The 23,355-nt window shown below is 55.1% G+C and carries 10 protein-coding genes; all 10 read right to left on the bottom strand.

Annotated elements, in window-relative coordinates:
• Positions 1 to 21: 21 nt before the first annotated feature.
• The gene (locus CJP46_RS13195) at positions 22 to 5,451 is read right to left on the bottom strand and encodes a sugar-binding protein (RefSeq protein ID WP_094596024.1); all 5,430 of its coding nucleotides are present in this window, start codon (positions 5,449 to 5,451) and stop codon (positions 22 to 24) included.
• 572 nt (positions 5,452 to 6,023) lie between these two features.
• Positions 6,024 to 9,470, bottom strand: coding sequence for a fibronectin type III domain-containing protein (locus tag CJP46_RS13185; RefSeq protein WP_256992315.1), 3,447 nt, complete (start codon positions 9,468 to 9,470; stop codon positions 6,024 to 6,026).
• A gap of 371 nt (positions 9,471 to 9,841) precedes the next feature.
• Positions 9,842 to 10,831: a DUF4432 family protein gene (locus CJP46_RS13180; protein ID WP_094596021.1), complete on the bottom strand. Its 990-nt coding sequence runs from the start codon at positions 10,829 to 10,831 to the stop codon at positions 9,842 to 9,844.
• Positions 10,828 to 12,933, bottom strand: coding sequence for a beta-galactosidase (locus CJP46_RS13175; RefSeq protein ID WP_094596020.1), 2,106 nt, complete (start codon positions 12,931 to 12,933; stop codon positions 10,828 to 10,830). Before CJP46_RS13175 ends, CJP46_RS13180 begins: the two co-directional genes overlap by 4 nt.
• A gap of 81 nt (positions 12,934 to 13,014) precedes the next feature.
• Positions 13,015 to 14,583 carry an ABC transporter substrate-binding protein gene (locus CJP46_RS13170; protein ID WP_094596019.1) on the bottom strand — a complete coding sequence of 523 codons (1,569 nt, stop codon included), beginning with the start codon at positions 14,581 to 14,583 and terminating at the stop codon, positions 13,015 to 13,017.
• A gap of 66 nt (positions 14,584 to 14,649) precedes the next feature.
• Positions 14,650 to 15,534, bottom strand: a complete 885-nt coding sequence (locus CJP46_RS13165) for a carbohydrate ABC transporter permease (RefSeq protein WP_373319038.1) — start codon at positions 15,532 to 15,534, stop codon at positions 14,650 to 14,652.
• 70 nt (positions 15,535 to 15,604) lie between these two features.
• Positions 15,605 to 16,516 (bottom strand): ABC transporter permease, encoded by a 912-nt coding sequence (locus CJP46_RS13160; RefSeq protein ID WP_143812971.1) that lies wholly within the window; start codon positions 16,514 to 16,516, stop codon positions 15,605 to 15,607.
• Between the two features lie 340 nt (positions 16,517 to 16,856).
• Positions 16,857 to 19,151 (bottom strand): helix-turn-helix domain-containing protein, encoded by a 2,295-nt coding sequence (locus CJP46_RS13155; RefSeq protein WP_179281147.1) that lies wholly within the window; start codon positions 19,149 to 19,151, stop codon positions 16,857 to 16,859.
• A gap of 17 nt (positions 19,152 to 19,168) precedes the next feature.
• Positions 19,169 to 19,948: a DeoR/GlpR family DNA-binding transcription regulator gene (locus tag CJP46_RS13150; RefSeq protein ID WP_094596016.1), complete on the bottom strand. Its 780-nt coding sequence runs from the start codon at positions 19,946 to 19,948 to the stop codon at positions 19,169 to 19,171.
• 750 nt (positions 19,949 to 20,698) lie between these two features.
• The gene (locus tag CJP46_RS13145; RefSeq protein ID WP_094596015.1) at positions 20,699 to 23,308 is read right to left on the bottom strand and encodes an adenosylcobalamin-dependent ribonucleoside-diphosphate reductase; all 2,610 of its coding nucleotides are present in this window, start codon (positions 23,306 to 23,308) and stop codon (positions 20,699 to 20,701) included.
• Positions 23,309 to 23,355: the final 47 nt, after the last annotated feature.

Here is a 23,355-nt window from a genome sequence, read left to right as displayed (position 1 = left end):
CCGCCGGTCGTATGGCGTTCTTTATGGCTGTAATAAACTCAGAAGCTCTTGCAACTTAGAAGCGAATTCCTCGTTCAGCTTTTTGCCGCTTAGCGCCTGAATCTCCTGAAGCAAAGGCCTGATGTTCGGTTCCTCCCCGTTCACCTTCGCGAGTAAGCTTTGCAGAATGCCATGCCCGTCGATCCACCCTTGCTCATATGCATACTGCAACAACGCGGGCAGGTCCTCCCAACCGAACGTCACCGTCAGCGTCGCCGACGTGCTTGAGCGGTTCCCTGCGCGGTCGGCCGCTTCCGCTTCGACGCGGTGGTCGCCCGGCATTAACGACAGAGGAGAAACCTCATGCGGACTTGCGACCTTCGTGCCATCCAATCGAAGCAGAGCGCTATCGACACCGCTTTCGGCATCCTCGGCTTCCACGGCCAAAGTCGCCTCCTCCAACAAGCTCAAGCTCTCCGGCGCGACGATGCGCAGGGACGGAGCCGTTTCGTCCGGCGCCGCGGGAGGCACGTCGTCGATAAAGACGAACGAATCGTACAGCGACGTGTTCTTCGAATCGGCCGTTCCCTTCGTCCATTGAATGAAGTCGTCGCGTCCGTTCTGCAGGTCCGCGTCGTTCACCGCCACGTTCAGGCCGATATGACCGCCAATGGATGGCTGCAAATGACCGACATAAGCGGACGGAATCTTGAGTTCGTAGAACGTCCGTTTCGCCTTTTCGTCCCGGACGGCAGCGAAAGGCGTCTGACCGCTGATGTCGCCGTTCGGATTAGGAAGCGAAGAGCTGAAGATGTTCGTCAGCAAGGTGCCCGTGTCCGTCAGCCCGAAGCCCCATTCGACGTCGTCCGGCCCATAAGGCGCTTCGCGATTATTCAGAGGGTCGAGGCTGATCTGCACGGAATCGTTCTTCCATAAGTTCGCTGCGTTCTCCGACTGCTTATGGATGTTGTCGCCGACGGTGAGCGCCAGCAGAAGGCCGTCGTCCTCCCACTTCGCGTACGCCGTCGCTTCGAGATTGTCCGGATCGTGGTAGCCGCTCGCATTCTGCGTCTTATATCGCAGGTGGATGGGATACGCATCCTGCCAATCGATCAAGTCGCCGTCGATCGTCACACCCGTCGCCTTCTGAATCAGATTGAAGTCAAGCGGCATCGCCCCATCGCGGAAGAGCGTCTTGCCGCTGGCGGCATCTTCGACCTTCACGTCGACCGGGTACTCGTTGTACGGCCTGCGCTCGCGGTCCGTCCAGACAAAATCAAGGCTTAAGACGTCGCCCTTGTTCAACCCACTGAACGTATTGCCCGCAACCGGGGCGAGCGGAACGCCATCCGGTCCGACGACCGTCACGGCGCCTGACTTCGCGGCCGACGAGGTGCCCGTCAGTTTCACCGTCACCGTCTCGAGCTCATCAATCGTCTTCTTGACGGGAGCAAGCCGCACGCCGATGCCGTCCTCCACGGTCAACTGGGCTTTCTTCGTCTCGAAGACAGCGCCGTCCGCCAGCAGGTCGAAGCCGATATCAACCCTTCCGTTGACCGCGTCTTCCGGAACGATCACCGTAAGGACGGCATCCTCCGTTCCCCAAGCGGGGACTGTCATCGCGATCGATTGAGGCTCGGTCTGGGAAGCATCCCAACCGTCCGGCAGTTGCGTCTGCACCTTCACTTCCCTGGCAACGTCGGTATCGTTGAACAAGGAGATCGTGAAGGAGCTCGGAGACCCCGCCTCTCCGTTCGCCTGCGTAGGCACGAGATTGGAGCCGACGCCGACGAACTTCGGCGTCTCGGAGGCGACCATCGCTTCAGTTGCCGCCGCGAACTCCCGCGCCAGCAGGTTGTACGCGTAGCTATCCGAGTAATCGCCCCTTGCACGCGTCGCTTCCGCCAGCCTGCCGTACCGGTTCATCCGCAGCACGGCTGATGCGGAGACAGGCATGACGTTGTCGGTTCCTTTCCGATTCTCGAATGCCGAGGTCGCAGCCGTCGTGGCCGGCGCGTAGTCAAGGGCGTTCGCCGTTCCGGCGGCTCCCGTCTCCGCTTTGGCATACGCCAAAGCGACAGATACGTTCTCCGCCAGATTGTACAGCGCTTCCAAAGCGACGTATCCCGCAGCCATCGCGACCGAACCGTCCCCGATCTGCCCGGCTCCTTGGGCCATCAACTCGTAAATCTCGCCTACCGCGGACTCGAGAGCAGCATCGGACAGTCCGCCGCTAATCCCCGGCTGGAAAGCCGCCGCCAACGAGGTAAGTGCCGCGAGGTCGCGATCCACGATGTTGCCGTTCGCCCCCGTCCGCAGCGCCTCCAGCTTGCCGGCTGCTTCGGCTTGCTTGGATGCGAGTAGCTGCGATGCGGCCTCATAGACGAAGTTTTCCGGCAACCCCGTCAAGTAGACGGGCGAGCCGCTGATCGTTAACGACACATTTCCAGAAGTCGGGAGCGAGATCGACACGCCGTTAATGTCCTTCGCCGTCATTCCCGCGGCTGCGAAGGGAAGCGTCAGAACGCTAGTTGGCGGCCGAACGTCGGGATCGTCCTTGTGGTCGGTTTTCCTCCAGGCAGCCAGAACCGGCTCCCCATCCTCCAAGAACAGCTGGACGGACACGTTCGGATCTCCCGCATCCCAAGTGCCGAGGTACCTCGCCCGCTCCAGGGAGGTCATCAGCTGATTCACCGCCGCGTACGCCAGCTTCGGCCGCCCGTCGTTGTCCGTGATGCCCCAGAAGATGTCGTAGTAGCGGTCGTCCGTTCCGTCGTTCTTGTAATCGTAATACTCGTAAGCCTTCACCTGATCGAGCGTCAGGTAAGTCAGGAAAGCCCGCACGATGTAATCCCGCTGCGTCTCCTCGGTTACCGACGGGTAGCCGGCCTTCGCCGTCGGCCATCCGCCTTCCGTCAGATAATAGTCCTTCCAGCCGCCGTACGCGTTAACTTTATCCTTGACGCCATCAATCAGGTTGGGCAAGTTGTCGTCAGGCATCGAGTTGTACACGTACGGATGGAACGAATACGCATCGGCGAAGTCGTAGGAGCCGAGCGCCAGCTCCTTCGGCAGCACGCTGAGCACGCTCGACGTATGGTCTCCTGCAAGCAGCATTGCATCGGGATCGGCTTTTTTCATATTCAGGTAGGCGATCTTCTGCAATTGGACGAACTCCTCGGGGATATACGGCTGGGCGAAAATCTCCGGCTCGTTCGGCATCTCCCACTGTCTTACCTGTCCCTTGTAGCGATCCACTGTACGGTAGACGAAATCCCCCATCGCCCGAAGCGCGGTCGAGGTATTCGTAATCCCGCTCTGATAATATGCGTTCTGATCGATGCCGAGCACGGTGATCTGGTTGAAGCCGTAATCGAACAGCTTATTCAGGAACAAGTCGGTCCCGGCGTAATCGTAAACCGCGTTGCCGGAAGCGTCCTTCACGTTCTTGTCGACGTCCGCCCAGGAGATGCCGGAGCGATGGTGCTTGGCTCCAAGCTTGCGTGCTCCGTCGATGATGTCGTCCCGCCAATTAAGCGCGTAATGCGTGTTCAGCCCAAACTTACTCTCGTTATCGAGATCGAGGGGGGCGCCCGCCGTTCCTGCTTGACCGATGATCGCCACTCGCATCTGCTTGGCTAGAGCCGGCATCGACTCCCCGTCAAGCGTAAAGTTCGCCTTCACCTCATAGGTGCCGATCGAGCTTAAACCCGGCTCGAATGACAGCGTATCGTTCAACTTCTCGTAGGCATCGAGATCGTATGACTTCGTCCCGGAGACGACCGCCCGGAGATCGCCATCGGCGCGGCTGACCTCATAGTCGATCTGAAGCTCGTGCGCCGCCGCTCCGGCATCGATCGCCAGATCCAAACCCGGATTCTCGCCCGTCAGGTAGATGCCCGAATAATCTCCCGCCGGCTGCAGGTCGATAACGTAAGGCAGCGGCAGAGGCTCGATAGAGAAATCGTCGATCATCAAATTAATGCCGCCGACGACGTTCCATTGGAAGTAGCCCTTGACCGGCGCCAGCGGGTCGGAATCTTCGCCGCTGGCGATCTCGACTCCGTCGATCAGAAGCTTGTGAGTGATGCCGCTAATGCGAAGCTCGTACTCGTGCCAACCCCCGAGCAGGGACTGCACATAGTTCGCGATCGGATAGTTGCCTCCGAGCGTCGTCTTCCGCATCAGAAAATACTTCGAATTGTGCGTTGCCCACTCCATCACGTTGTTGTTCGCGTCATCCGCCGCGCGATAGCGAAGGCGCCATGTATTTTGCGCCGCGGTGCTCGTGCGCTCGTACTTCGCTTTGAACTTGACAATGAAGTTGTCCGCGTTGCGGTATTCCGGCAGGTTCAGCTTGGCGCTTCCCGAACCGTTGAGATTAAACACTTTGTTGCCGTCTTCAAGTTGTATGACTTTGGCGCTTCCTCCTGTCGTCCAGCCAGCCGGAGCGGCTTTCGCCGTTTCGCCTTCGAAGTTGTTCGTATACGCAGGCATCGCCGCGATCGGTACGACCAACTCGCCGGTTACCGGATAACGGGCTATTCCGCCCGCGCCATCCTCCGCCGTCAAGTAATAACGGATGGACGTCGCCCGGTTCGTTCCGGGAACCGTTCCCAAGAAGACGCCGGCTCCCCCCGGCGTCGCCGCCAACTCCCGGTCCGCCTCTTCATCCCCGTAGCCGTAGTGGATCGCTGCGGTCGATTCGGAAGTGGCGCCCGTGAGCGAGAACGAGATGGGCAGGTCCGCGAAGTAAGGGACGCCCGAAACAGGCGTATGTACGATCGAGAGATCGCCGCCTGCCGGCTCATCGGCCGGAAGCACCTCTACCCGATCGACGCTTAGGCTGACAGTCGATCCAACACTTCGGAGAGCGAAGCCAACGCCACCCGAGACGAGCGAAGAGTCGGAGAACGCCGAGATGGTCTCCCCGTCTATGGAGAGGGTGAATTGCGACCCGCGAATGTTCAGCCGATAGTCGTGGCGGTCCGCCAGATCGAATCCCGGCAGAACAGCCGCGATATCGACGGAGCTGCCAACCTGCGAACTTGCCGAAGAATTGGGATACTTCCAAAGCTCGACCCAATGCCCGGTCTTGAATTCTAAAAAGTAATAGCTCGTTCCCGACGAGTAGCGGAACATGACACGGAAGCGATCACCTTGGGCATCGAAGGCCATTGCGTAATCGGTGGAACTATATGGCAACGAGGAGGCTTTGACGACCGCACGTTGCGGGGATGTCGATGTCGTCATCCCCGCCAGCTTCGCCGCGGCTCCCGAGCCTTGAATCTGCCATGCCGCGCTGCCAAACAGATCCCATCGCGTCAGCCCGCCGTCGAAGTCGTCCGAGAACAGCAGAGCCGCCTCTTCCGCAGAGGCCGTAGACACCTTAAAGCCAGGAACTCCTGGCCAGCCTTGTACGAATAGTGCCGCAATCAAAAGTAGGGTAACAAACCGAAAATGGTTGCTCATTCTGAATTCCCTCCATGAATGAACAACAAGCACCTCTCTGACGTTCCTGAATAACCGGATCGACAGAGAGGTTGCTGTCGTTCTATTGATGACTTGCCCGCTCTCTTCTGGAACGGAGCTTCAAGCTCACTCAGGATTTGGTCGCCGCTTTGAGGCCTCCACTTCTTGATGAAGTCGTCGAACTTGTTGATATCACCGCCCATTATGATCTGCGTGAACACCGAATCTCTCAACATGTTCAGTTCGGTCTGCTTGGCGAACTTGGTTGGGGAGTCCAGATAGTTGGAGGCGAATCGCCCCTCCTCCAAACCTCTCTTTATAGAAGCGACTCGCTTTCCCGAAATCAGCGGAACTCCTGCCGATTCCTTGTTGACCGGATGCAGATCAACCTGAAAGCGATTACATATCTAAGGGTATCTAAATCCTACCGAGCCGAAAACCGGGGCGAAGGACGATAATACCGGGGAAAAGTCCAAATCCGAATGAGACTTATTGCCCTATCCCCCACCTCTGCCCGCTGGCCGTATTGCCCGCAACAGGAGCGAGCGGAACTCCATTGGGAAAGGCGACCGTCACGGCTCCAGACTTCGAGGTTGTCGACGTACCGTCCGCTTTACCGTCACCTTCTCGAGCTCATGCGTAGGCATGAGTTCGGAGTCTACAAAGCTATCCGTTCCCTCGTTCGGATTCAGGGAAGTTACAGTCCAGTTGGCGAAGTCGTAGACGAGTTGCTCTCCGCCCTCAGTCACAGTGAATGTGTTGCTGTTCTGGTCCTGCTGCAACCACGGCGTATCGAACACCTTAAACGACGAGTAAGCAATCGGTGTACCGTTGATTTTGTGCGTATTGTTGTATGCCGCCGAAGCCGCGTCAAAAGTGATGTCCATCGTATCCCCGTTCAGAGCATGATAGATCAGGCGAGGATTCGTCTCGTCGAGATGGCTCGCGTCGACCGATGCGTTCGTCAGAACGGCACTCTTGAATGCGGCGAAATCCGCGTACTCGGAAGCATCAGCCGTCTGAAGCACCCAGCCGTTTTTGTCCGCTTGGCTGCGGAGAATGTTGTAGTTGTAAAGCAGCGTTGCCGTCGGGTGGAGTTGAGCCGTCGTTTTCACCTTGTTGGAAGGGTCGGTGTTCGTCTGGTAGTACCAGGTCGCCGGCTTCACAAATTGGAAAGCGAAGTACATCGGCCCGGCGTTGACAAACGTCCAACCGCCTTGCTCCTCCTTGGCGATAATCGATCCTGTATCCGGGAACAAGGCGTTGATGTAGTTCGTCGTTGGGCTGTTCTCAAGCTTAAACACCCCTACGGCCGCTTCGCCGTCCTGCATGATCCGATGGCTCAAAGGTTGGTCATAGTTGCCGATCGGAGCTGTGCCTTGGTCCGTGGACAACCGGAACAGCGGATTCGCCGCATCGGAGTGCCAGCGCAGCACGACGGGTAGGTCCTCGATCCAGTTGTCGACGCGTTCGTATTGAACCTCGGTCGCAAGTCCCCACATCGGCTTCACGAAGGCTTGGTGGTAGATTTTCATTCCGCGTCCGCTCGAGTTCTGCATCGTCGTCTTGCGGGACTGGTACTCCTTGGCTGTGTTCTGTCCGATTCGGATCGCTAACTCAGGCGGCTCGTAGCTCATTCCTCTGTAGAGCACCAAACCGAGATATTCGAGGTTCGGACGGTAGAGAGATGGTGCCGAATTGTCCGACTCGCCTACCGCCTGCTGGGCGCGGTGCGCGCCGAAGTAGGCCCAAGATAGCGCGGTATGCTCGGCTCCCCGCCACGACGGGTCAACCGCGGACACGGAATCACCCTTCGCTCGGCTCTCCGAGGAGATGGGGTAACCGTCGATCCAGTCGTTCGCCCACTCGAACCACATGACGTCCATCGCCATCTTTGCTTTTTGCCGGAGGTCGGCTTCGTCCGAATACTGATAGATCGCATTTAGGCAAAAATAGGTCATAAATGTGTATTCCGGACTCTCGTATTCCGCCCACCCCTTATGTACGCCCGCTTCGATCATAGCTATCACATTCGCTTTGTTGATACTCTTTAGCGTCGTACCGGAATTGCCGTTCAGGTCGACCAGATCGGGAAAATACTGCCCGACCAGATAGCCGGTCGCATAATTGCTCATTCGCAAATTCTCCGTCTGAGCCAGCTCAGCATAAGCGTACGAAGCGAAGTAGGCCCGAACATGCTCCATCATCGTGCTGCTGAATTGATCGCCGACCATGAGATAGGCGTACATCTTGGCCATTGTTTTGTACTGTTCATAATCGTAGGTCTGATACATCGCGTCCAGCTTCTGTAGGTTGTTCGCCACGTTCTGTCCGTCAAGGATTTGGGCGACATATTGCGTGATGTTGAGCGGTCCGCTCTCCTCCTGCATGGTCTTCGCTTTGTCCCACAGCCATTGCTTGCGGCTCTCGATCGTACCTGGGAATGGCGCATACGTGCTCTCAATCGGCGGTGCCTCCGATACGGTCACCTGATCGAACACGGCGGTCGCTAGGCGGCTATTCGCATGGCTCGTAACGGCCAACCCGATGTAGATCGTCTCCGGCAGGTTGATGGTCTCCCTCTTAATCAGCGTCCAGTTGTTGCCGTTATAAGAATCATAGGCGCTGATCCCGCGCTCGTCGCGCACCAGCTTAAGCCAGTACGGCGCCGCCGCCGTCGTGCCGTTCGTCTGCGTGGAAGCCCCACCGGAAAGCAATCTGTCTTGGAAAATCGTGCCGCGGGAAGGAGTCAATGCCACGAACGCGTATGGAGATTGCGGGCTGAGGTTCGCGCGGATCATGACGCCGGCTTTCGTCCAGTCGGCCGTATTCGTCACGCTTGCCGTGCGCGCGACGATCTGTCCATAGCCGGTCCAAGGGCGGTACGCGAAGCGGAACGCATCCGCCGTTCCCCAGATGTCTGCGCCGGAACCTGAAACCGTAAACGAACCGGAATTCGCATCGTAAACCGCGCTTCCCGCGATGCCAACGGTGCCAATATCCTGGTCTCCGAACGGAGTCGGCAAGCTGCCAGGAGAGATGTTCGTCTTCGCTGTCACCACATCGCTGGCCTGGGAGGCATTTCCGGAACCGTCCCTTGCTTTGACAGTAAAGCTATATGACGTTGCCGGCGTCAGTCCCGTGACTTGTGCTCCGTATACCGTACCGCTGACGGATAAAGCCAAGGTACCGTCTCGATAAACGTCATAGCCTGTCACGCCTTGGTTGTCCGTCGATGCCGCCCACGACAGATTGACACTCGTATCTGTCTGCCCCGTCACCGCAAGGCTGCTGGGCGCCGTCGGCGGCACCGTATCCTGTACGCTGCCCACTTCGTACACGGCCAGGTCGTCTATGACGTAAGCCTCGTCAGATCCCCCTGTATCGACACGGGTGGAAAAACCGATCTCCAGGTTCGAGATCGTGCGCTGGCCGCCATTCGGCACAACTGTGAAACGGTAGCCCGAGATGTCGACGTCGTTCACCGTTTGGAGCGTGCCTGCCGTGCTCGTGTAGGCGGCAGTTCCCGTTATAGTTGTCGCAGCCACTGGGAACCGTGGCACGTTGACGTTATCGAAGTTACCGAATTGGATCTGCGCGTAAATGTCCTTGGCGACCGGTTTGTCGCTCATGGCGGTGCGCTTCAGCTTGTATTCCAGAATGAAGTCCACCGGCTGGCTTCCAACCGGCTGGTTGTACACCTGGTTGATGCGATCCTTTAACGTCCCGCTGCTGAACCTCTTATAGAAATAACTGGACACGTTCGTGCCAAGCGAAGCATCTCGGAACTCCAACGCGTTGTTGCCGTTCTCCTGCACGATCTGCTGCGTCCCACCAGAAGAAGCATTGGATAAGACGAACGAACTCGTTCCCCCTTCGAAATGCACGTCCATGTCTGCAGCCAGCAGATTGATCATCGGCCCGGGATTGTCGGCCGATACGCTTCCGCTCAGCGCGGGGAACCCGCCCCACGCCAGCGTCAACGCCAGCAGACCAGTTGCGATTTTTTTGCCCCTCATTGCAATTCCTCCTCCATATTCTGTTGATTTCATGCCCTTTTTCATTACTCTCCCTCACTTATCAGGACATTCCTTTCCAACATGTCATCTTGGCGCTACATCACCTCCTTTCGGATTAGTCCACCGCCCGTCCGATCGCGAGAGTATTCCGGTAAGATCCGAACCCCATTTGATTCGTAAGCGTTTACAAAACGTGTCGAAAAGAAAGACCTTATCTAGCTACGGTCCTCTATGGCTTAAGCGCGAATTTGCTATTAGAGCTACTGATTTCTTTTCATAGCAGACGGATAAATGAACTTCTGGGCCTAGCTGGGCGATTCGTCTCTCGCCCTTAGTCAAATCGGGAGTCAGAGGCAGAACAATAGGCAGGACTATAGTAGTTCAACTCGAAGACGCATCCAGGCTGAGCGCTTCTCTCCCGGGTGAAGTGTGAGAGCCTCGCCATACTTCAGACTGTCGTTAATGTCCGAAAAGCGAGAGTTGGATGGTTCCAGCGCAACGGTATACATCTCCTCGTTGTTGCTAGACCAGTAGCGCAGATGCGGCCAAGTCTCCTTATCCCACATCAACCTCAGTCGGATTCCGAGCCGGGGATTATCGATACCCACTTCTGCTTCTTCGAAGCCAAATAAAGAAACGAAGCAGTTATCGCCATCCATCCTCCTCTGTTCTGCTTCGCGCAGATCTTTAATCCTACCGTTATCCAGTGTTATCTTCCCAACCTCTTCCTCGAATGAGGACAACAACCCCGTTGAATCCGGTGTTGCATCATACCAAAGCGCTTGAAACGCCCGACTCCCTGGTGGAAGCGCGATTCTCGCGGACCCATCAACCAGCGGCTCGCCAAAAGCCGGGTGATGCGTCCAGATAAACTGGACGGGCTCTCCCCCCACTCCTTCGACTTCCTCCTCAACGAACAGCTCCGGCTTTCCCGCACGCAGCCGGAACTCCTTCACCGCTATCAACGGGGATTCCGGCAGCGCTACCCTGCAACGCACCGCAATCTCACCCGCCACGTTTTGACGAAGCTCGAACTCCCACGGAACGCAAGCGGATTCGCCTTCTCGATCGTGTCCGATTTCGCGGCCGCCGAACAGTGCTCGATTCGGCAATAGTTCCTGCCATCCACCAGGATAAGGCTTCGCGTAATGAGTGAGCGGCTCCGATCGCAAGTCTCTTCCATGTAGAGGCTCCAGTCCGCTCTTCGTCTTCATGAGCAAGTCAATGCCTAGCGGCTTATACATGAGTTCCCACACATCCGCTCCTTTACCGACCAGAACGACGACAATCAGCCACTCGTTCTCGAGCCGCACAGCCGGTATGCCCTCGACCGAAAGCTCACAAATGTCCAAGAAACTCACGGATCAACCGGCTCCTTTCTAGACTCCTGCCTTACGACGGCAACGCCGTATCCATCCATCGTAATCAGTCCGCCGTTTACTGGCCGTCCTTTTATTAGGTCCCATCCGCCGACGGCTTCCTCAAGATGAAATTCCACCGTCTCCGAATTGTGATTCAAGACGAACAAATACGTGCCTTCTTCTCCTTTTCGAGACGTAATCTCCACCCCAGCCGGAACGTCCCGGCCGCCAAGCGATTCCAAGCCGTGCTGATGACAGATCCATCCGAACAGCTCGCGTAAGAAAGCATCCTCGGGGTGAGTTGCCACATAATAGGCTTCTCCCTTGCCATACTTATGGCGCGTGACAGCCGGTTGCTCGGCATGATAGTCTTCCTCGAAAGTTGCAAGGGACTCGGCTCCTTGCAGATGAACAACTTCCGCCCATTTTTGGACTTCATAGCTCGGGCACATGGAGTCACTCGTCAGGAACGAATCGGTCACGCCAGCTCCCGACGAAAAGTTCTTTTCGATTGCCCTTGCCGCCACTGCCTTCGTCCATGTAATTCGATTGGCCATGTCCGGTTCGAAAGCATCCCACTCCTCCACGATGATTCCGAACACGTCGTCGATCGGCCGCAGGAACCCTCCGTACTCTACAACGTCGTTGCCGTTAACCATGCCGCTCATGTAGCTCATGACCAGCTTGCCTCCACGCTTAACGAAAGCGCGAAGCTGCTCCGGTACGCCCTCCTCGAACATGTACAGCATCGGAGCGACAACGATCTCATATCTGCTTAGATCGTCCGTCGGGTGAACGACGTCCACGGGAATGTTCGCCTCATAGAACGGCCGATAGAAGGCGGTTACCGCATCTCGATAGGAGACGTCACGGCTTCCGCGATTCCAATCAACTAGCCAACTAAGTGTTACATCGAACAGCACTGCGACCCGCGCCTCTCCAATGCCTGCAGATGCGAGCACTTCCAGCCCTGCCAATTCTCTACCTAAATCTCGGACCTCCCGATAAATCCGGTTTTCCGTTTCTGAGCCGTGGCTGACCAAGGAGCTGTGGAACTTCTCCACGCCCCCCCGGCTTTGCCGGAACTGGAAGAACATCACTGCCTCCGCCCCTCGCGCTATTGCCTGGTAGCTTTGGATACGCATCATGCCCGGTCGCTTGGCGGGATTGTACTCCTTCCAGTTGACGCTGCCGGTCGCTTGCTCGATGAGGAGGAACGGCTGGTGCTTCAAGCCGCGAAAATAATCGTGCTGGAATGCCGACCAAACCGCGTGATCCCGATGAGGAGGATAAGAATCCCACGCTATGACGTCCAAATGAGGCCCCCATTGTGGATGGATCTGTCCCCGGAAGTCGAGGGAGTAGAAGTTGGTTGTGACGGGAACACCTGGCGAACGCTGAACGATCTCGTCTTTCTCAGCCAGAAAACCTCGCAAGTTGGAATCCGACAAAAACCGCTGATAATCCAAACTGTGGCTTGTGTGCGACATTCCGCCAATAGGCGGCGAAACCTGCTCCCAGGAAGTACGCGTCAGGCTCCACTGGCTGAGTTGCCATGCCTCGTTCAACCGTTCCACCGTACCATACTTGCGCTTGAGCCATTCCCGGAACGCCTCGGCACAATGATCACAATAGCAATGAACGATGTATTCGTTATTGATGTGCCACAGGAGCAGTGCTTTGCGCTTTCCGTATCGTTGGGCTAGCACGGCCGCAAGCTTACGGATTTCCGCCAGATAGACCGGATGATTCGGACAATACGCCTGCCGACTCCAATGTACGGCCCTCTGACCGTTCTCCCCAACCTTCAGCATCGTCGGATGTTCATGGAACAGCCAAGCCGGGGGGGCGGCGGTCGGCGTCGCCAGGACGATTCCGATCCCGCTCTGCTCCAACCGATCAAATACGGTATCCAATCGGCGAAAATCGTATCTATTCCGTTCCGGCTGAACCGCCGACCAGCCGAACACGTTTAATGTAACTGCGTTAACCCCCGTTTCTTTCATGAAGGCAACGTCCCGCTCCAGCATCTCCTCAGGCCACTGCTCGGGATTGTAATCACCGCCGAACCTGATAACCGGCTGAACCTTTTTCGTATCCAAATCGTATTCCCTCCTGTCAAGGACGGGTACCCAGCGCCTCTCAGCTGCCGGATACCCGCGGTCTAACTGCGTATTCCTCTCTTACTTCTTGCTTGCCAGAAAGGCGTAGATTTGTTTCTGCAGCTCGACCTGAATTTTTTTGGCGTTGCCTTCGGCTTCATTCTTAAACTTCGTCCAAGTTGTATCGGGGTCGGTTACGCCATTAAACAACGAATTGTAGTATTTATCTTCGGTAGCATTATACAGCGAGATTTCGTTAATGACCGGCGTCGGATCGAAAGAGAAGCCCGTCAAGATGCTCGGCGTCAGGTTGGAAGCGTCTTTATTAAACTGGTAGTGCTTGATCGACTCCTCGTCGAAGCCCCCGTTGAGACGGTCCGTTGTAGGATTCCAAATCCATGCATAAGGGAAGTAGCTGTAGCCCGAACCGATCTGCTTGTATTGGTCGTCGCCGATCTTCTCATAGTTTTTACCTTCGATGCCGTAAGCGAGCAAATCGTAGTTGTCCTTGTCTGCTGCCCAGTTAAGGAACATCATCGCCCGTTCCTTGTGCTTGCTGACCTTCGGAATCGCCTGGAAATTTGCTTGCTTGAAGTTTGTAATGTTCTCGCCCTTCTCCATCTTGATAAACGTGACCGCTTCCAGTTCAGCGCCCGGAGCATTCTGTGCAAGGGCCGCGCTAATCGAAGAAGGTACGCCAAATTCATTGTACGTGGCTACGGCGACCTTGCCGGAATTGATGATAGAGTCCACGTCTTTGATTGCCAGAACGTCTGGATGGATTAGGCCATCCGTGTATAACTTGCGGGCGTCTTTGATCCACGACCAAACGCGAGGTTCCATCTCGTCGAACAGGTTGTAAACCTTGCTGTCGTTGTTCTTATAGTAGAGCACAAGGCTCTGGCCGAGTGCATCCGAGCGCAGCAGCTGCGGGTCATATTCCATGAAGGAGCGGAACGCTCCCCAGGAGACGTCCTTCTGGCCGGATTGCCCGTACGCGAGCAGCGGCACGATATCCTTCTCGTTCTCTTTGACTTTATACGCGAACTTGATCAGATCATCATAAGACTGGATCGGCGAAAGCCCGTATTTCTCGCGAAGATCCTTGCGCACAAGATACGTTCTGCCTGCAAGATGGGTGTTGCCGAGGGGCAGCGCGTAGATGTGACCTTGGAACTTGTTGGCGTCGAACATCTGATCGGAACGGACCTTCACCGCGTCTTGGCCGTACTTGTCCATCAGGTCTTCCAACGGTTCATAGTAACCGGCGCTGATCATCTGATCCAAGTGCAGCCACGGTGCGTCGAAGATAAGATCGACGTCTTCGCCAGAAGCGAGCATAACTTGTGTCTTCTGAGCCAAGTCCGACCATGGAACGAACACAGGGTTAAGCTTGACGTTGATCGTATCTGCCATCCGGCTCTCGGCTTCTTTAATGACCGCGTCCATATCCGCCGGGCGGTCTCCCGGTACGACTATTTTAAGCGTGACTGGGTCCAGCTGAGAGGACGATGTCCCCGATACCGCCTCGCTGACGGATTTGTTCGAACTGGCTGTGTTACCGGCATCGTTCGAATTCGAGCCGCATGCCGCCGTTACCAGCAGAAGCACGGTTGCCGCAATTACCGTTAATCCTTTTCTAAAAATCATGTTTAATATGACCTCCTATATAATACGTCTCTATCCTTAACCGGGCTTTATGTCCCCGTGTCAAGACTAACCCTTGAGGGCGCCGATCGTAATTCCCTTGACAAAGAACCGTTGAACGAATGGATACAAGAGGAAAATCGGGCCGATGGTCAAACATACCGTCGCGAGCTGAGCTCCATATGTAGGCAACGGTTGGGTATAAGTCGTTTGGCTGCCGCCAACATAGGCGCTGATATTTATGTTGGAGATCAGCTGACGGATCATCATCTGCAATGGATGCAGCTTATAATCATCAATGAACATAAGCGCCAGGAAGAAGTCATTCCAATATTGCAGCGCGTAGAAAAGAGCGACCGTGGCAAGAACGGGCTTCGAAATTGGCAAAATGATTTGGAAAAAGGTTCGAAGCTCGTTTGCTCCGTCTACCGTGGCGGCTTCGTTGATCTCATAAGGGAGCGTCCGGTAGAACGATACCATGATGAAAGCGAAGAATGGGTTCAACAGATAAGGAAGGATGAGCGCCCACATCGTATCCTTGAGATGGAGCCAGTTCGCAATCAGAATATAGAATCCGACAAGGCCTGCACCGAAAATCATCGTGAAGTAGGTCAAGAAGCTTAGAATATTACGGTACTTTACTCTTGGATGGGCCAGCACATAGGCGTACATCGCCGTAATTAGCAAAGCTAGCACCGTGCCCACGATGGTCACCATCATGGAGACACCGTAGCTGCTAGCTACCTGCTTGCCTTTCATAACGAATTCATAAGAATACAAAGTGAAGTCGTGCGGAATGAGTTGATAGCCGTATTTCTTGATTGCAGACTCGGCCGCGAAAGAATTGATGAACACGAGCCAGAACGGAAGGAAGCATATTAGGGCAAACAATCCACTGAACGCATAGATAAAAATAACGAACAACTTCTCCGAGAACGTTCGGTCGTTTTTGATTTTGGCCGCTTTTTTGGAACGGACTTGTTGAATAGCGTTTTCCACGCTTTGTACCTCCTTGTTGTCGGAATCAGAATAGGCTGGCATCCTTGTCGATTCGTTTGGCGAGCGCATTGAAAATAATGATGGTTACGAGTCCCATCACAGATTGGTACATGATAACGGCTGATGATTTTCCGAAGTCGCCAAGCTGTCTCAGTGCGCGGTAAGAGTAGGTATCGATAACGTCCGTCGTCGGGTAGAGCGGAGCGGTATCGCCGACGATGCCGTAGATCATTCCGAAATCTCCGTAGAAAATCCGCCCCACCCCGAGCAACGCAAGCACGATTACAACGTTGCGGATTAACGGAAGCGTAATGTGGATGATCTGTTGGAACCGTGTTGCCCCGTCGATGCGTGCGCTCTCGTAATACTCGCCCGAGATGCCTGCGATCGCAGCGAGGAAGATGATCGAGTAGTAGCCCGCGAACTTCCACATGTAAACAATGGTGAGCACGGCTGGCCAAATGCTCGGCATGAGATACCAGTTCTTCGGATCCAACCCGTTCGCAGCAAGCGTCCGGTTCAGGATGCCGTCGGTCATGTTTAGGAACGCAAACACCATCATGCTAACGACAAGCCAGGAAATGAAGTAAGGCATAAAAATGAGCGATTGAGCTATTTTCTTATAGAGCGCATTCTGAATCTCGCTTAGGAAAATAGCGAGCAGAAGCGCGATTCCGAGGCCACAGACAATAAACAACCCATTAAGGAAAATGGTGTTGAACGTCACCTTATACCAATCGCTACCCATGAAGAAAAACTTGAAGTTGTCGAAGCCAATCCACTTGCTCCCCCAGATGCCGTCGGCAAGCCGGTACTGCTTAAACGCGATCAAATGTCCGGCCATGGGCACATAGGCGAACACGATCAAGAACAATAACCCGGGCAATGCCAATACGTACAAATAGCGGTTTCTAACGATCTCTCTAATGAATCCCACCCGTTTTTCGTCTCCTTTCTTGCTGTCGGCAATTAACTTGCTCTGTGTCCAACATTACGTGCGCCGCGCTCGGTCTGTATAGTTCTCATCTTGGAAAAAGGGCTAGAAAACCGCATAAAATCAAGGTTCTCAAACTGGAATTCGGTTCTCGTGAAGGAAATAGGGTGAAGAAAAGCCGCAGTGAAGGCGAATATAGGTGGCTCTTCGAGCAGGGGGGCTTCAAGTGAAAATAGTGTTTACGGGATAAGAGAAAGTCATCTAAGAATTAGCTATGTGCTAACAACTCCATAGCTAAAAACTCCGCCTCGCCCAACCGAGCGATGCGGAGTTCTTCAAACGTTTATACCCCCTCACGATACTGGCTAGGAGTCTTGCCCGTCGCCTTCTTGAAGACCGTGAAGAAGTGGCTCTTTGTCTGGAAGCCCGCTCTCTCGCCGATATCCGTTACCGTCCATTCGGTCGTATCTAGCAGCTTCTTAACCTCCTCCACTCGTTCTTGAAGAATATAGTCCGACAGCGTCATGCCCCACACGTCCTTGAAAACTTGTCTTGCATGACGGGTCGAGAGTGAGACGTGCTCGGCGATCTCCTCGATCGTCAGATTCGGATCGTGCAGGTGACTGCGTACATAATCGACGATTTCCGTTACGACCTCATCGCGGCGGCTTGAGTTTCTCCTGCTGCTGAGTTCCTCGATGATCGCAAGCAACTCACTCTCCAGCCAACTCCGAACGCCGGCCAGCGTATCGAACGATTCGAGCAAGCCGTTAATGCCTTCCACCGATTCGACAGAGGGCAGCTTGTTGAACGCCTTGAACAGCGTATACAGCATATGCGACAGCTGGAACTTGCTTTGGGCGTACAGCATGGACTGCATCGGCTCGAAAATCCGGTCTAGCCCTGCCGACACTTCCTCCGTTCTCCCCATTCGGACTTTTGCGATTAGATCATCCAGTAGACTGTCGTCGGGAAGAGGCTCGACCTTCCGCATGTAGGCTTCGAAGTCTCGCTCCAAGAATACCTTGCTCTCGCCCGAGACGAACTGCAGCATCGTCAGTTCGAGGACGTGCTGATAAACGGCGCGAAGATCGTCTACGGTCGCTTTCTGTCCACTGACAGAGAGAGCAACCCTAACCTGCGTCCACTGCATGATTTGTTCGCCCGTCTCTTCCAGCAATCGCGGTAGAAGGTCCCCATCCAAAGTGCCTCCCGCTATCAGAAGCACGAGATGGTCACCTCCCAGGTCGACCGCCTCGGCGAAACCTTCGCGCCGGATGATTTCCTCCGCAATGTTACCCATTGCATACTTGACCAGCTTGCGCGAAGCAAAGCTGTATTTCTCTTTAAACGCGCTGTAACCGTTAATGCGAATAACTCCGACAAAGAGACCGTCTTTTTCGAACAATGCAGGGATGGCTTCCTGCCGCAAATAAGTCTCTAATGGCGTGATAAGCTTGCCCTGCAGGATCCATTGCCGCAAGTACTCGGCTTTGATGACGTTGCGATGCTCCCTCATCGAAGAATCAAGCTGGTCCATCCGGTTCTCCAACATCTCAATCCCGTAGCGGATGACTCGGTATTCCTCCGAGGGTCCCTCACTCGTCATATTGCGAAGCCCTGTTCCGAACTTCGACTCCAACTGGTTGGCAAGTTGAGAGAACGGGCGGTACGTCCGTCGGGAATTCCAGAACAAGATGGCGAGCAGCAAAATGATAAGGCTTGCCAGGAATACGGTCATTCTCGTCTGAAACGTGCGGAAGTCGGACTGGATGCCGGCCACTTTCGCCATCTGAAAGTACGTCCATCCTTGTGGTTCGATCTTCGCATATTGAACCGACCACGTCTCGTTTTCATATCGAGCCGTGAAGCTCCCTTGTTCCGCCGATACTTTGGACACGTAGCCATCGTAAAGAGACTCAAACGAATCGTTTGCCGGTCCGAGCATCGCCTTGCCCTTATCGTCCAGAATAAACGAAAGGACGCCTGCTTTCCCATCGTCCTTCAGCAAGTATTGCTTCAACAGATCCTCGTTAAGTACCAAGACAAGATAGCCGAATGAAAGCTGGCCGGAAGGGACGGTCGGGATGACAAGCGCGAGTTTGGTCTTGCCGTACAGCTCGTGAGGAATAAAGCGCTGATAAGAAGGATGAGGATGCCGTACCAGATCTAGCAATGACGGATCGCGGAATTGTGCGAACGAGGCGATGCCGTAGCGAAGATCGATGACGTGCTCAGTCTGCATGTTGATCATGTAGACGTTATCAAGGAAGGGTTCGGTCGCCATGTATTGCGTCCCCGCCGCCAAAGCGTCGACCTGGGTCCCTTGCGATTCGGCGTCCGCCATCATCCAGGCTTGAATGTTCTTGTTCGCGTACATGTTTAAGCCGTATGAGATCATCTTATTAAGAAGGAATTGCGCGTTGTCCCGAGAATGCGCCATCTCTGCCTCGCTCACCTTATCGATCTGATTCATCGCATAGCGGGAGAACTGATTGGACAGCAAGAAGGCGAAAGGGACGGAGACGATCGCAAAGAGAAGGCCGACTCCGAGGAAAATCCGGAGATACGTCTGCTTCGGAATCAGCCTGTTCGCCCCGGCCACAACACTCATTCTGCCGATCCATGATTGTGGCATGTTGCCAGCACCCTCTCTTATTGATGTCTGTCTGCGACTTCTACCTGAACGCCATTCTCCTTGCATGTCTGGAACAACGTCTCTTCCGGAAGCTCGTCGGTCACGATGCGGCCGACGCCTTTTAGCGGAGAGAACGAAGCGAGCGCACGAGCGCCGAATTTCGTATGATCCAGCACGACGACGGCTTCCGCAGCCTGACGGATAGCAAAAGATTTGATCTCGGCTTCATAGAAGTTGGAATTGCTGAAGCCATGCTCGGCGTCGATGCCGGTTGCTCCCAGAAAAACAAGGTCGAACGCCATGCCGGACAAGTTTTGAACAGCAATCGGACCGACAAGCGAGAGAGTTGACTCTAGTAGCGTCCCGCCTGTAATGGTGGTCGGGATGCCTCTTGCCGTGAGTTCCTGAGCCACATTCAGTGCATTTGTCACAACGGTCAGCTTTTGATCCGACGGAAGATACCGGGCGACCTGAAGCGTCGTCGTCCCCCCGTCAAGAAACAAGGAATCCCCAGGGTGAACGAGTGAAGCCGCTTTGCGTCCGATTCGGACTTTCTCATCGGTGAGAATTCCCGTTCGCTCTTTTAGAGCCACGTCTTGCCCAACAAAGATTGCCCCGCCGAACGTCCGCTTTACGACGCCCGTCTCCTCCAGTTTCTCGAGATCGCGGCGGATCGTCATCTCCGTGACGGGGAAGGATTCCCTCAATTCGGCGATTCGGACTTCCCCTTCGCGAGAGATCAGGTTCAGCATCTGTGATTGTCTGGAATTCAGTTGGCGATGGGCTTCAGGTTTCATGACGGCTTCCTCCTGTCTTATTTTCAGGTGCAAATATCACAATTGGCAGGCATTCAATCCTTCATCCTGCTTTTATTCGACATCTTCTTTGATTATGGCATTCGCCTATCATCGAATAGGCAATAGAGATAAATGTATCCCCAGCGGCAGCAGAATATTTCCTGCTTGCCGGGAGTATAACGATGCTCCAGACACGTCTGCTTCAATAAAGCATGAGGTCCCTCGATCGGGCATCGATCCATGTTTACGTAAGCATGGAAACTATCTTTTGATAATAACAGATTTTTGTTCGTTTGCAACAATTTTATATTTATAACGAACATACCAATAAACTGGTCAACGTATTCGATTATCGGCAAATACATATTACATTGCACTGTGCGGCTTTTTGCGCTGGCCATCATTTTACTTAGAGTAAAAATGAGTAAACGTAAAAAAGCCGAAAATCTTAACGGATACCCGGCTTCATATCTCTACCTTAAATTCGCTGCCCTACCTTCACTTTCAATAGCCAAATGGCGACGCCTTCCTGTTCCGTCTTCGCAATCCCAAAGGCGAGGAGGCTTCGGATTTCGCCGACCCCGTCCTCGTTTCGTTATTTACGGTTCAGAGCGATTCATAATAAAAAAGCCTGATCCATTAAGGATCAGGCGAAGACATTCATGTTCAAGATAAGTGACATTCATATTCCATTATGCGTCAAAGTTAATAATAACTCACCGAATCTATCTCTTTATGACCACTCTCCATTTACGAGCACTTACTGTACCCGCAGTTTCCGCAAGTTTTGCAGCCCTCGATATTGATTAGCGCCGCAGCTCCGCAGGACGGACACAGGTCCACCGACGCCTTCGGCGCATCATGGCTATGCGAGTGGGTGCCGCCATGGTCCGCCGTCTCTGGTGCCAGCGTTGCCGCCACAGGAGCAGGCTCCGGAAGGTCATCGTCGATGCCGCTCTGCACATGGGCTTCCAGCGCTTTGGCGACCGCGTCGGCGATCGATTCCACACGGTTGACACCGAAGCCGATCGCACCGGATCCACCGATCCCCTTCAGATGCTTGATGAGCAGCTCCACCTTGTGGCCATGGTCGCCGTAGCGCAGGAACAAGGAGCAGACGCGGCCGAGCGCTTCCGCCATGGCGAACACATCGGAGCCCGCCTTGCCTACGTTCAGGAAGATCTCGCTCGGGATGCCGTCCAGATCGTTGATCGTAATATACGCCATGCCGAACGGCGTATTAATCTTATAGGTTGCACCGCGCAGCACCTGCGGCCGGCGCTTGTACTGCTTATCCACCACCGAGCTCTGGCCGCTTGCCGCCGAAGCGGCGACCTGGGCACCTGCCTGCTCTGCGGCCGGCACGGAAGCGGCTGGGACAGATGCTTCAACAGCTGGAGCTTCCTTCGCTACGCTCTTGTCTTCCTTCTTCTCCGTTTGCAGCACCTGCACGTCGCGGCTGCCGTCGCGGTAGATCGTCACGCCTTTGCAGCCAAGGTCGAACGCCAGCTCATACAGCCGCTTCGTTTCTTCGACCGTAAAGTCCGCCGGGCAGTTCGCGGTCTTCGAGATCGAGCTGTCCACCCAGCGCTGGATGGCGGCCTGGGCGCGGATGTGATCCTCCGCCTTCAAATCCATCGCCGTCACGTAGTAATCCGGCAGCTCTTCGCCCGGATGGGCGTCCAGCCAGTCCTGCGCGATCGGCACAAACTGCTCGTCGAAGCCGAGACGGCTCTGACGGAAGTATTTAAACGCGAAGTACGGCTCGATGCCCGTCGACGTGCCGACCATCGTCCCCGTGCTGCCGGTCGGCGCCTGGGTAATGACGGTCACGTTGCGCATCCCCTTTTCACGGATGGCCGTGCCGACTTCCGGAAACGCCTCTGTCATATTTTTCATAAATCCGCTTTGCAAATACGGATCGGCATCAAATGCCAGGAACGAGCCTTTCTCTGCCGCAATGTCGGCCGATGCCAAATACGCTTCGCGGGCGATAAATCCGTAAAGCTTGTCGAGGAATTCGAGCGATTCCGGACTGCCGTACCGGATGTTCAGCTTGATCATCAGCTCCGCCAGCCCCATCGAGCCAAGGCCGATCCGGCGTTCCTTCTTCTGGTTCTTCTCGTTTTCTTCAAAATGGTACGGCGTCGTGTCGATGACGTTGTCCAGGAAACGCACGGAGTAGCGCGTCACTGTCGCTAGTTCGTCCCAGGCCACGTCATGCTTCTCTTCATCATAGAACTTGGAGAGATTCATTGCGGACAGGTTGCAGACGCCCCATGCCGGAAGCCCCTGCTCGCCGCACGGATTCGTGCAGATGATCGGGTTGAAGTACCAACTGTTGGACATCTGATTGTAGTATTCCATAAAGACAACGCCCGGCTCGGCCGATTTCCACGCCGATTCGATAATCGTATGCCAAATTTCGCTTGCTTTCACTGTGCGGTACGGAATGACGGCATGGCCGCCTTGTTTCCATTTCTCAAGGTCGCCGTCCCACAGCTCGTCATAATCGGGATCCGTCGTATCCGGGAATACCAGCTCCCAGTCAAGATCCTCCTTGACCGCCTTCATGAAGTCATTGCTGACACAGACGGAAAGGTTGGCGTTCGTCACCTGTCCCATCGTCTGCTTGACCGTGATAAAATCGAGCAGATCCGGATGCCAGTCGTTGATCATCAGCATCAGCGCGCCGCGGCGGCTGCCGCCCTGCTCGATCAGGCCGGTCGTGTAGCTGAACAGTCCGCCCCAGGATACCGCGCCGCTCGAGGATCCGTTCACGCCTTTGACGACAGCTCTGCGCGGACGAAGCGAGGACAGATTGATGCCGACCCCGCCGCCGCGCGCCATAATTTCGGTCATCTCGGACAGCGTCGCCATGATGCCGCCGCGGCTGTCTTTCGGCGAAGGAATGACGTAGCAGTTAAACAGCGTCAGCTCGTCGCTGGCACCTGCTCCGGCAGCGATCCGCCCGCCCGGAACGAGCTTCCAGTCGTCCAGAATGTAGCGGAACTTCTCCTTCCACTCCGCCTGCAGCTCCGGCGTCGGCTCCGCCGAAGCCATCGCCCCGGCCAGCCGGTCCCACATTTCCTCCGGCGTCTTCTCGATGTTCAGCGTCAGCTTCTCGACGTCCGCTTCAACCAGCTCGCCCCGGCGTGTTTTTACCGTAACTCGCTTTCCGTCACGCGATACGATTTCGCCGACTTCCTTCGTCGGAAACTTCGGATCATCCTTGGTCAGAACGAGAACGACGTCTCCTGCCTTGGCGTGATTCGGGTCCGGATCCTTCCATGCATACCGGTCTAAAAAGATCTTTTCGCTTAACCCCTCAAGCTTCTGTTTGTTTTGAACTTGGTTCACTGTTACATTCTCCTCCCATGACTGGTTCTGCCGAACGAATCGGCTCC

Source organism: Paenibacillus sp. XY044, from assembly GCF_002257645.1.
Classification (GTDB): domain Bacteria; phylum Bacillota; class Bacilli; order Paenibacillales; family Paenibacillaceae; genus Paenibacillus_AQ.
This window is presented reverse-complemented; position numbering and strand designations above follow the sequence as displayed.

Coding starts and splice junctions, on each gene's coding strand:
- CJP46_RS13155 (WP_179281147.1), bottom strand. CDS start 19,151: ATGCCACAATCATGGATCGGCAGAATGAGTGTTGTGGCCGGGGCGAAC.
- CJP46_RS13185 (WP_256992315.1), bottom strand. CDS start 9,470: ATGAGGGGCAAAAAAATCGCAACTGGTCTGCTGGCGTTGACGCTGGCG.
- CJP46_RS13150 (WP_094596016.1), bottom strand. CDS start 19,948: ATGAAACCTGAAGCCCATCGCCAACTGAATTCCAGACAATCACAGATG.
- CJP46_RS13170 (WP_094596019.1), bottom strand. CDS start 14,583: ATGATTTTTAGAAAAGGATTAACGGTAATTGCGGCAACCGTGCTTCTG.
- CJP46_RS13195 (WP_094596024.1), bottom strand. CDS start 5,451: ATGAGCAACCATTTTCGGTTTGTTACCCTACTTTTGATTGCGGCACTA.